General features: G+C 36.4%; 9 protein-coding genes and 1 pseudogene. 1 reads left to right on the top strand and 9 read right to left on the bottom strand.

What is annotated here, in order from left to right; genetic code table 11:
• Positions 1 to 16 precede the first annotated feature (16 nt).
• Positions 17 to 538: a peptide-methionine (S)-S-oxide reductase MsrA gene (gene msrA / locus C9J35_RS19085; RefSeq protein WP_107925988.1), complete on the top strand. Its 522-nt coding sequence runs from the start codon at positions 17 to 19 to the stop codon at positions 536 to 538.
• A 375-nt stretch (positions 539 to 913) separates the two neighbouring features.
• Here the strand turns inward: msrA and recQ are convergent, their stop codons facing one another.
• The 9 genes and pseudogenes from recQ to C9J35_RS19045 form a co-directional block, all read right to left on the bottom strand.
• Entirely contained in the window at positions 914 to 2,683 is a 1,770-nt protein-coding gene (gene recQ, locus C9J35_RS19080; protein ID WP_107925986.1) for a DNA helicase RecQ, read from the bottom strand.
• 8 nt (positions 2,684 to 2,691) lie between these two features.
• On the bottom strand, positions 2,692 to 3,795 hold the full coding sequence (locus C9J35_RS19075) for a TcaA NTF2-like domain-containing protein (protein ID WP_107925984.1): 1,104 nt from the start codon (positions 3,793 to 3,795) through the stop codon (positions 2,692 to 2,694).
• Between the two features lie 246 nt (positions 3,796 to 4,041).
• Positions 4,042 to 4,914, bottom strand: a complete 873-nt coding sequence (locus C9J35_RS19070) for an MFS transporter (protein WP_235616375.1) — start codon at positions 4,912 to 4,914, stop codon at positions 4,042 to 4,044.
• 19 nt (positions 4,915 to 4,933) lie between these two features.
• Positions 4,934 to 5,221 carry a hypothetical protein gene (locus tag C9J35_RS24335; RefSeq protein ID WP_235616374.1) on the bottom strand — a complete coding sequence of 96 codons (288 nt, stop codon included), beginning with the start codon at positions 5,219 to 5,221 and terminating at the stop codon, positions 4,934 to 4,936.
• 375 nt (positions 5,222 to 5,596) lie between these two features.
• Entirely contained in the window at positions 5,597 to 6,376 is a 780-nt protein-coding gene (locus C9J35_RS19065) for a GNAT family N-acetyltransferase (RefSeq protein ID WP_054767740.1), read from the bottom strand.
• A 463-nt stretch (positions 6,377 to 6,839) separates the two neighbouring features.
• A pseudogene (locus C9J35_RS19060) lies at positions 6,840 to 8,298 on the bottom strand (DHA2 family efflux MFS transporter permease subunit).
• Between the two features lie 200 nt (positions 8,299 to 8,498).
• Complete coding sequence (locus tag C9J35_RS19055; RefSeq protein WP_054767739.1) at positions 8,499 to 8,717, bottom strand: hypothetical protein; 219 nt, start codon at positions 8,715 to 8,717, stop codon at positions 8,499 to 8,501.
• Between the two features lie 1,034 nt (positions 8,718 to 9,751).
• Positions 9,752 to 10,825: a ribosome small subunit-dependent GTPase A gene (rsgA, locus tag C9J35_RS19050; RefSeq protein WP_235616373.1), complete on the bottom strand. Its 1,074-nt coding sequence runs from the start codon at positions 10,823 to 10,825 to the stop codon at positions 9,752 to 9,754.
• Positions 10,826 to 10,876: 51 nt separating this feature from the next.
• A partial coding sequence (locus tag C9J35_RS19045) for a M3 family metallopeptidase (protein WP_167396010.1) occupies positions 10,877 to 12,217 on the bottom strand: 1,341 nt, incomplete at its 5' end.

Below are 12,217 nucleotides of genomic sequence, written 5' to 3'. Positions count from 1 at the left end.
AGAGAGGATGAGTAAAATGATTGAAAAAGCTACATTTGCTGGCGGTTGTTTTTGGTGTATGGTAAAGCCATTTGTTGAATGGGATGGTATACATAAAGTCACTTCTGGTTATATGGGTGGTCACATAGAAAACCCGACCTATGAAGATGTAAAAAAAGGAACATCCGGCCATTTAGAAGTGGTCGAAATTGAATATGATGCAGCCATTTTTAGCTATGAGCAGTTACTAGATATCTACTGGATGCAAATTGATCCTACCGATGCATATGGTCAATTCCATGACCGCGGTGCTTCTTATGCGACTGCAATTTTTACATATACGGAGGAACAAAAGCACATAGCAATAGCCTCGAAGGAAAAGCTTGCTAAAAGTGGTCGCTTTGATAAACCTATTGTAACCATTATTCGTGATGCTCAACACTTTTATCCAGCGGAAGATTACCATCAGGATTATTATAAAAAAGAACCACAACATTATAAACAAGATCGTACTATCTCTGGACGTGATACATTTATTGAACAACACTGGAAGAAATAATATAGCAGTCTGCAATAGCATATTAGTTTATATGTAAAGCACAATAAGACGCTTGTTGCGAGAGATGTCATGATAGATTCTAGCGGATTTCTTATAAGGTCCCGTTCCACAAACAATGCTAACTATGAACACTGCATAGTGCTCGTTGTTAAAATTGTTATCACGGAGGAGGATGTCAAAAACATATAAAAAACAACTCTTAGAACACGTTGTCAAAGTCAGATCATAAATCGCATTAAATAACCACGTATTGTGAACAAAGTCTGCTCAAAATACGTGGTTATCATTTGCTGATACATGTAAATTTAGTTCATGCCATTACGTTCATACGCAAAAATTGCCGCCCCCTGTTGTAAGAGGCGACAATTTTACGACTTATCCGTTACTTTCTGTAAACGACTGTAGTGCCTCAAAGAAACGCTTGCCATATTTCTCAAATTTCACTTCCCCAATACCACTCACATTTCGAAGTCCTTCTAGCTCGGTCGGCTTTTTGTCACATAACTCACGTAAGGTCTTATCAGAGAACACCACAAACGGTGGTACACTTTCCTCGTCAGCAATGTCTTTTCTCAACAATCGTAAATGCTCAAATAATGGATCATTCTCTGCAAGTCTACGTACAGTGACCGCTTCTTTTCGCGTTACCTGATGTTCACCAAGAAGAACGGCTTTGCCTTCATCGGACACATAAATCGTCGGGAACGTGCCATGCTTCACGGCAAGTAACCCCTCTGCAATTAAGAATTCAATAAAATTCGATACTTCCTTTGAAGAATGACCCTTTAATATGCCATATGTGGAAAGCCTCGTAAAACCAAATTCCAAGACTTTTTGATTTTTCGAACCAATTAATACTTGTGCCACCATCGTTTTGCCAAATTTTTGCCCCATCCGCACTACACAAGCTAATACCTTTTGTGCTTCTACTGTAACATCCTTCACTTCACGTTCATCATTACAATTACCGCATCGTCCACACGGCTCACCTGCTAGCTCTCCAAAATACGTCAAAATGGCATTTTGCAAACAACCTTCTGTGTGACAATAATCCACCATGGTTTGAAGCTTTGCTAACTCTTGGGCAATTCGAGTTTCATCTTGTGTTTGCTCGATTAAAAAACGTTGTGTCTGGACATCTCCAGATGCATAAAGCAGAATACAAGCACTTGGCAAACCGTCACGACCTGCACGACCCGCTTCCTGATAATAACTCTCCATATTACGTGGCATTTGATAATGAATAACAAAACGGACATTACTCTTATCAATTCCCATACCAAATGCATTGGTTGCCACCATGATGCGGGCTTCATCCTTCAAAAAGCGTTCTTGCTCAGACATACGCATGTCCTCAGATAACCCTGCATGATATTTAGCAACAGATACACCAGAGCGGGATAACACCTCATACAACCCGTCTACCGCTTTCCTAGTCGCCGCATAAATAATGCCCACTTCATGATTGTTTTTTTCAATATAATTTTTTATAAAACGTTCTTTGTTTTCACCAATTAACACTGAAAAAGACAGATTTTCACGTGCAAAGCCGGTAATGACTGTCGCTTGCTCGTCAATATCTAATAATTGTCGAATATCTTCGCACACAGCGGGTGTTGCAGTCGCAGTAAGTGCTAAGACAGTCGGCTTGTGAGACCACAATGTAAATAACTTTTGAATGGCACGGTAGCTTGGTCGGAAATCATGGCCCCAATGGGATATACAATGCGCCTCATCAACAGCAACTAAAGGGACATTAAAATGAGATAGTGCTTGTAAAAACGATGTACTTTCTAGTCTCTCTGGGGCAATATAGAGCAACTTTAAATAACCTGCACTCGCTAACTGCATCGTTTCATCTACTTCCTGAGCTGTTAACGTACTATTGATGTAAGCAGCAGGTATATTTGCGGCACGTAACGATTCTACCTGATCTTGCATAAGTGAAATTAGCGGTGAAATGACAATTGTAATCCCCTTTGACATCAGTGCAGGAATTTGATAGCAAATGGATTTCCCACCGCCCGTTGGCATCACGCAAAGACTTGACTGTCCACTTAAGGCCTGCTCTATAATTTGTGCCTGTCCAATGCGAAATGAATCGTAGCCAAAGTGGTGTTGTAACATTTGTCTTGCTTGCTCCATTCTATACCTCACTCCTCAGCAGTAAGACGAATAAGCTTATATTCGCCCTGTTCATTTTTGAAAATTTCATATTTCATCAAGGAGTTGGCAAGTGCCTCCTGCCCCGCTGAATTTATCAGCACGTACTCTGTTTTTGCTCGTACCACAATATTTTGTCCTACCATGTCAATACTTTTAATATTTGTATTTGAAAAGTGGATTTTTGCATTTTTTGATGCGTAGTAAGCTACCATGCTATCCATAGTACTTTGTAAATCATCTGCACCCGTTACTTTTTTCATGACGCTTGCATCATTGATTGTGACGGCAGCTTTTAAATGTTCATGAAAAGTATCAATAAAAATTTTCACTTCATCGGCATTGTAGGCAAAAACATTTTTACCGTACTTTTCTACCGCTTGTTTGACGCCCTCTTTATCCCCTTCTTCAATATAAGGGTACAAGTTTTTGGATTGTGATAAGCGATCCTTTGTTTTCATCCCCTCTGCAATCCATTCATCTAATAGCTGTGCAATATCTTTAAATGGCAGTATGTATGGTTGTGAAGCGCCGTTGTGCCGTCGATTAAAATAAATGCCCACGATTTCACCATTCTCTGCTGCCATTACTGGGCTTCCTAGTGGCAATTCTTCATCCGCATCTACATAATAGGCAGCTACTCTATCGCTATATTTATTGATGGTGTGTGGTAAGCCGTCCACATAAACAGCCAGCTTATTTAATTCACCACTATAGACAACTGGCACATTTACTGAAGCTTTGTACTTAACTTGTAAAATCGCGATATTATAAGCAGTAGACATATAGTAAACATCAGCCGCAACCGTTTTATCGTTACTAAGTTGTACGAGTGCAGTAGGCTTCGAAGCAACAAGTGCACCATTCGTCACAATATAGAGCATATTCGGCTCCTGTTTCACAATAATACCTGCACCGATACCGTTCTCCCCAACGACTTTTACCTCTGGTACAATCTTTTGTTCTGAATTACTCACAGACTTTTCCGTTTTTACTTGTGCCTTTTCCGATTTAAACATTTCAGCAACCGATTGATCGCCACAGCCTGTTAATAGCAGACTTGCCGCTCCGAGTATGAGCATCTTTTTTCGCATACGTTCACCAAAACTTTCTATTTAAGCATCTTTCCTCTTTCCTATCATAAACAAGGTTTTCAAACGTTTCAAGTTTACATAATAATATTATTAGTGAAATATTTTTTTGATATTATAGCACTCACCAACTAACTATATCTAAACACCTATTAAATCTCTATTTAGGCATACACTTTTACGTACATTTACCTACAAAATTCGTCATATTGGAAAGAAAAGGCATGCTACTTTTTCGCAGCATGCCTTTTAATTATTTTTCTTTAAGATAAAGGTTGTTGTAATAATACCAAGCATTAATACGATAAAAATAACATACGTAAAGGCGTGATTTCCTGTCACGTCATAGCAATAGCCGATTAAAATAGGAATGATCGAACTCATCATAAAACCACCTGATAACACCATTGAAGACCAACTATTTGCTTCTTCGTTAGTGCGTGCTTCATCAAGTGGTAGTAATAAGCCAATTGGAAATAAGCCACTTAAAACAATACCGATGATGAATACTGCCACCCATAACATTGCTCCTGTACCTACCCATAATAATATAAAGCCTATTATGCCAAGTGCCCCTAATGCAACTAGCCATGTAATGCGGTTTGGCCACTTCTCCATCAGCATTGGAATAACAATATTACCAATCATTTGAACAATCGACATATATGTTAACATGGAGCTTGCGGCAACAAGTGAAAAGCCTTTATCCTGCAACATTGGCGATAACCAAGACATCATCGAAAAGAATAATGATGTTTGTAAGCCAAAGTACACTAAGATTGTCCATGCACGACGATTTTTCCAAGGATTGCGTGCTGCTCCTTGTGTCGTCTCTTCTTGACTCGTCAAATAATCCTGCTCGCTTCGAACAACGAGTAACCAAAAAACGAATGCTATAACTGCAAGCACTACCCAACTACCAAGCGCAACTGTCCAATGTTGATTAAAACGATTATAAAATGATACTGTCAACGCCGCACTCAATGTTGCACCCGTTCCAATGCCAAAAGAATAAACGCCAACGACTGTCGCAAAGCGCTTCGGGAATTTTTCCTTAATATAGGCGTTTACAATCGGCCCGATAATGGCAATGGCAAAGCCAGCCGCAAAGCTTGTGGCCACAAGCAGTACATAATTTTCCTCAAGAAACCGCAAGCCATTTGCTAGGGACGATTACTACCAGCAGCATGATCGCCGTCTTCGTTCCAAGCTTTTTTTGCAATGGCACAGCAACTGGTGCAAAGAGCCCCATACAAAACACCGGAATTGATGTTAATAGACTCATCTGAGTATTCGAAACATGAAGCGATTCCATCAATATCGTAAACAGTGGTCCAATAGCGGTCACAGCAGGACGCATATTCAGTGCCACTAAAAAAATACTGACAACTACCAAAACCATCGTAATTGTCCATTGCTTGTTTTTCATACTTTATTAAAACCTTTCCTCATCCAATTCACTACTAGTAAAGCATATTCTAGGAATGAAAACAATTTCAAACCTCTGATTCCTTTTACTGCAAAAGTCAGTCCTGTTCACAAAGTCGACTACTTTTCTAAACGCATGTCGTAATCTTGAATGTCCAGTCGCGTTTAAAACGTTTTGGTGTCAGAATTGCCTAGCAATAACCTTTTGATTACTCCCAATTCCATTCACGACTCCATAAAGGCACCAAAGAGCCACACCCGATTGGATGTGACTTGCACTGTATTTTTATCAATAGTAAGCACTATATGAGTTATTTCTGATAAAGTCGTAGAAAGCTTTAATAAAATGTCCTTGTGGTATAGCATACACGAATACTTAGCTGTTATTCGATGGTGAATCGCAAGGATACGCATAAGCAAGACAACAAAAACCAAATTTTTCGAGAATCGGTCTACTCATCGGACTAGCATCGACTGTAAGATAACGATAACCTTGTTCAAATGCTTTTTGTGCCCTTGCGGCTAGAAGTGCCGAATAATAGCCCCTTCCTCGGTAGTCAGGCAATGTTGAACCGCCCCATAAACTGACAAAGGATGACTTGTTTTCAGTATACATCCATGCCGCACTAACAAGCTGGTCATCTTCATAAACACCATAAAGGTGCAGTGCTTCAGGTATAGCTTGTTTGACCCGCCATAGTCTGTTGCCCATTTCTAGATGTGAAACATGCCAAATAGTATCTTCTAGTTTGACAATATCTTGAATACCTTGTTCATCCGTTATTTCCTGCAAATGGAGCGGTGTTGTCTCCGATAGTAGCGCATGCTGTGGTTCCAATTTTAAAACCATCACTGCTTCCGGATCTTCGATTGTAAAGCCTTGCTGGGCAAGCCGCTCCTTTAAATTTGACGGCTTATCATAACTGTATACTTTCCATTCAAAAGGTTGATTCAGCTTTCGAAAATAGTTAACTTCTTGTTCAATTACTTTTTCTACATTAACATCGGTTAAGTTAGACGCAATAATAAAACTCTTCTCACCAAACTGGGATATGTGACGCACAACATCTGCTGTTGCTTCTCTTTTGTAACCCTCTACCTCTGCATATTGTCTTAGCTCTTTATGAAATTTTGAAATAAGCGCTTCTTTTTCCATATCTAACCCCCGTCCTTCATCGTTGAAGTCTCTTTAATTGCTCAAATTAATCGTTAAAATACCGAATGAACAATCACACATTGCGAACACAATAACTATGTTACTATACCCACACTAAAAAACAAATAATTCCTGCAATTCCAACTGTTACTTCTTATATTGAATGGTTAATGAAAAAGCCCCTACAAATCAATGAGCTGGTTATATGTAACACTATAAAGCTATGGCCGCGCCTGAAAAGAGATGACAGCAGTATCTTTAACTACATATCACCTAACAGTGCAGATTAGTTGAATAGAAGAAAGTGGTGAAATATACATACTCTCCTTTTGTTTTATAGAATAAAGCATGCGGATGTTAAAGCAATTAATCATAGTAATCGAGCTTTGAAGAATTGGTGGTTGTGAAATAAAAAAACCGGGCGGTGCCAGAGCTAGGCATCACCTGGTTTTCAGTATATTTATCACTCTTTACCAGTATCTACATGTTGAACCCCAACTTCTTCATCCGTCTTATCCTCCTGATTGGGTTTTACCCTTTTAATAAAGAAAGCCAGAATGAGTGCTATAACCGCAATCAATGTAGAAATGAAAAAGGTAAAATTAATACCATGTAACATCGCTTCATTCATGATTTGTTGTTGTATTTCAGTTGTAGCCTGTGCAGATGGTCAGCAGCTAATTCCTCTGCTTTTACTGTCGTTTGGTTGTTCATTACAGTAATCAACAACGCGGAACCAATGGCACCTGATACCTGTTGTAGTGTATTGTTCATAGCTGTTCCGTGTGGATTATTTATCGCTGGTAGCTGATTCAAACCATTTGTCATGACCGGCATCATGACCATTGACATCCCAAACATACGGAAGGTATACAGCAGCACAAGGGTAGAATAAGCCGTATCCATACCAATTTTGCTAAAGTAATAAGATGTCACAACGGTAATGGTCAACCCACTCACGGCCAAAATTCTTGCCCCATACTTATCAAAGAGTTTCCCTGTAATGGGCGACATAATCCCCATAACAATTGCTCCAGGAAGCATTAATAGGCCAGAGTCCATAGGTGAAATTCCACGAATGGTTTGTACATAGATTGGCATCAAGATCATTGCTGAAAACATGGCGACCGCAATCACGATTGAAATAGCCGATGACAAGGCGAACATTGGATATTTGTAGATACGAAACTCAAGCATTGGATCATCCATCCGAAGTTGACGTACTATAAAGGTAATTAAAGCAAGTGCACCAATTATAATCGTACCGTACACGAGTGGACTATCCCATCCTTTTTCCCTGCAGAACTAAAGCCATACAGCAAGCCACCGAATCCTATGCTTGATAAAACGAGAGACATGAAATCAAGCTTAATAGCACGTTGTGGTGTGACATCTTTTAATTTAAAGACTGCAAAAATTAAGGTTAAAACGGCAATTGGCAGAACAAGATCGAATAACATTCTCCAACTGTAATGCTCAATCAACCATCCAGAAAGAGTTGGTCCAATCGCTGGAGCTGTAATCATTACAAGACCAAACATGCCCATTGCTGTACCTCTTTTTTCAACTGGAAATGCGGTAAGCATGACATTCATTAATAACGGCATCATAATTGCGGAGCCTGAAGCTTGAATCATTCGTGCCCCTAATAACACACCAAATGCAGGTGCAATACTAGCTAGGAGTGTGCCCAAAGTAAACAATAACATTGCTGTAATAAATAACTTTTTATCAGAAAAGCGCTGAATGAAGAACGCACTCGCTGGTATTAAAATACCGTTAATAAGCATGTAACCTGTAGAGAGCCATTGTACTGTAGTTGCATTCACATTGAATTCTTCCATAATAGATGGAAGGGCAACGTTTAGTAATGTTTCATTTAATATAGCAACAAAGGCCCCGATAAATAAAATGGCAATCATGCCGTATGGCGGTTTTTTTGAACAGAATTGGTTTCCTTTGACAAATAGAATCAGTCCTACTTTCTACGTTAAATAAAGTGCATTGTTACCGGCAAATCTTGCCGCTGCCGGCTACGCCCACTTCCCTCGATTATAAGGAACCTCCTGCCTACGGTGCAGCGCTGACAATTTCTTGTATGTATGTCTTTTGGTGCTTTGATTTATGGCAACGCTTGAGCCTCTTGTCTTAAGCCAATGATGGTCTTAAGACAATCGTCGAAGGTATCCATATTCCCCTTGATTTCATCCTCAACATATTTGCGGATAGAAATCACTTCGTTCTGGCGCTGGCTAGTTTCTTCCTCTAGTCTGCTGATTCGCTCCTTCATTATTTCCATTTCACTTTTCACTCGTTTTTGCTCTTGCAATACTGATTTCATAGCAAACACTCCTTAAAAAATAAATATAAGGGTTGACTAAAGAATTGATTGTATCGTATAATTAAAATAGGGATAATATACAAAAAAATTATACAATGTCTATCCATATAAATTTACCACAAGACCTCATTTTTTTCAACGTAATTGTTGATTTATTTATGAGTGATTTTGCTATTTCTTCTAAAAAATCTGCACGATAAAGTTTCTCCCCCGTTTAGTAAAAACACCTAGTTTGATAACATTTCAAGGATTTCTCTTCATAATGACCCATTCATACTTTACCAATAGTATATCGTTTTATGTCAATCGTATCTTTTGAGACAAAAAAGCTTCTTCAATTAAACGGTCCTTACATTTAATATAAAATGAGTAGTATTGAATGTTCTCAACGTCAATACTACTTTTTTCTTTTGCCTTACTCTCGGACAACTCTGTAAACCGTTATCAGCGGAACAACAAAAAAGAATGTTTGTTAGACTCACAAAGAAGACTCCTCTACATATAAATTACTTTGTATAGCTTACGGCCTACTCATCGCTCCATCTTATTAAATTGAGGGATGAAAAGTAATTTCCTAAAGACTAGCAATACAGCAAATCTGATTTTTAAAGTATCTGTACATGTTTTAATAGAAATGGCATTTGTCTCTTTATTCAGTAACAACAATAGCTCTAATAACGATAAACGTTTTGAGCTCTTTAGAATTCAGGGATCAAGCCGCATAAAGTATTTTTATTATTTCCACTGTCTACTTGACAGAGAGCACTTCAGTACCGGAGGTGCCTGGTTATTTATATGCGTTATTTGATTACGGGTTTACGCTTCACTTCTATTTTGTACGTATTAAATCAAAATCTTCTAGCATCTGGATTTCATACCACTAGTTATAGGGTTTATAAAATACAAAAAAGGCTATAAGAAGAATTCCTTCTCATAGCCAAATTAAATTTATCACAAATAGACTCATCTTTAAGCCCTTTACCAATACCCATTGGCTAGCAATTTCTTCACCATCATTTTTAAGTAACTTGTATTTAAATAAATTTACCTTTTATTTTTTTTCTGTAACGAGCTTCCTTCTTTTGACTTTTCTTAAATTGACTTTGTTTTATTTTATCATTTTTCCTTTCTAAATGTTTAATTTCATTTTCAACTTTAAAATAGTTATCTAATCTATCTTGATTAAGTAAGTTTTCCTCTACAGCACCCAGTACAGAGCAACCAGGTTCATTTATATGTGTACAATTATTAAAATAACATGTTGACGCAAGCTCTTTAATATCTGTGAAACTGTTAGTAACACTATTATTTGTATCCCATACTTGCAACTCTCTCATACCTGGTGTATCTATTAAATTCCCTCCAGATGGAAGGTTAATTAATTGACGGTGAGTCGTTGTGTGTCTCCCTTTGTCATCATTTCTAATATCCTGAGTTATTTGAAGTTCTATACCAGTTAAATAATTACATAAAGTAGATTTCCCTGCCCCAGAAGAACCTAAAAGAGCTACTGTTTGCCCCTCACCACAGTACTTTTCAATTTCCTCAACCCCTTTTCCAGTTAAGACACTAACACAATATATTGAAGTGCCAAAAGCAATGTCTCGAACTTCTGCAATTCTTTTTATTAATTCTTCTTCACTAACAAGATCGCATTTGGTAAGTACTATTACTGGATTACTACCACTATCATATGTTGCTGTTAAATAACGTTCAATTCTTCTTAAATTAAAATCACTATTTAAAGATACTGTAATAAACACAGTATTTATATTTGTAGCAATAACCTGTTCTTGATTGGCTTTTCCAGCTGCATTTCGCGAAATTTTACTAAATCTTTCAAATACTTTATGTATAGTTGCTCTCATTTCATACTCTCTTATTGTACATAATACCCAATCACCAACTGCAGGATAATCTGAGCTTTCAGAGACCTTATTCAAAAAACTACCTGGTAAATTTCCAATAACTTCACCTAACTCAGTAATTACTTTATAAAGCCCCTTATGTTCCGAGACTACCCTACCTAATCTATATCCTTGACTTTCAAAGTGAAGGAATTGATCACTTATTGAATCCAATAAACCAAATGTCTTTAAATTTACCACAGAATCAGCTCCATCAAAATTTATCTTTTAAATCACTCTTTGTTTATTAAATTATTCTAGTTTTGATTCTAAAAAATTCATAACACTTTTCAATTTTTCTTTAGTAAATTCTAAATTCATGCTAGTTAAAAATTCTTTAATGTTAATATTTCCTTTAGATAAAGTAAATTTAAATTTTTCCAGGGTTTTAATAGGATCATTTTTATAATCAATAAGTATTAAGCATCCTATCAACTGTGATATTGCATATTCTAATGAATAAAATGGGATTAAGAATAAATGTTTTGAAAATCTCCATTGATGATTCATTTCAGTTTTATATTTTCCCATATCTATGATACCGTTATATTTATCCATTAATATATTAAATTTATCGGAAAATATAGAATCTGGCTCAGTATATATATGTCTTTCGAATTCTTCAAACATACATGAAGCTGTTAATGTATATAACACATCTGAGTAATAATACTTCTCCAAAGCTTTAATCACATTATTTTCTAGTAAGCTATTCTTTTTTAAATTTTCGATAAATATTAATTCTAAAGTCATACTCCCTATTTCTGCTATTTCTAATTGAGGTTTACTATAAAATTTCAAAGGTGTTTTTTTATAAGCAGAATAAAAATGAAAAGCGTGACCAATTTCATGAATGAAACTTATCAAATCTCGATAATTATAATTTAAGTTCATAAATACAAATGGAACAGCTTCTTTTTCCCCAATAATAGTACAATAATTCAAATTTTCTTTGTTTTCATTTACATCTATATCATAATTACCTCGATAAATTAACTCATCACGAAAAAAGTGATAGATATCCAGATCAATTCCCTTAAGCGATTCACCAATAACATTTATAAAATCACTTTCATTCGCAAATCTATAAATTAAATTAGTACTATCTACCCTCACATCCCAAGGGTTTAATGAATCAAGGTTTAACGATTCACATAGCTTTTCTTCATATATTTTTTTTAGTGGAACTATATTTGTTTCAACAAAATTTAAAGTTATATCTCTTAATCCTCTTGGCTTATCTTTATTCGACAATACATATTCCTTGTAATTTTCATGACCTTTTTTTGATGCTAAATTATTTCTTTCTATAATTATTTTTTTAAATAGTTTTTCTATATCAAATAAATACTTATTTCTTATTTGATTTATTGCTAACCAAGCCTCTCGCCTAATATCTTTGGAATTAGAATACAAAAGCTCTTCCAAGTCTTTATACGTAAATCTAGTATTCTTATACTTATAAGGGATTCCCTCTAATAGAAGTTGATATTCTCTAATCGTTTTTCTAATTGAATTAAAGTGTTTATTATTCAAAGAGTTATCACTATTTAATTCTAAAATAAATTTATTGTAGTAATGAGGTAAGTTTAT

Origin of the sequence: Lysinibacillus parviboronicapiens (assembly GCF_003049575.1) — a bacterium.
Taxonomy (GTDB): Bacteria; Bacillota; Bacilli; order Bacillales_A; family Planococcaceae; genus Lysinibacillus; species Lysinibacillus parviboronicapiens.
This window is presented reverse-complemented; position numbering and strand designations above follow the sequence as displayed.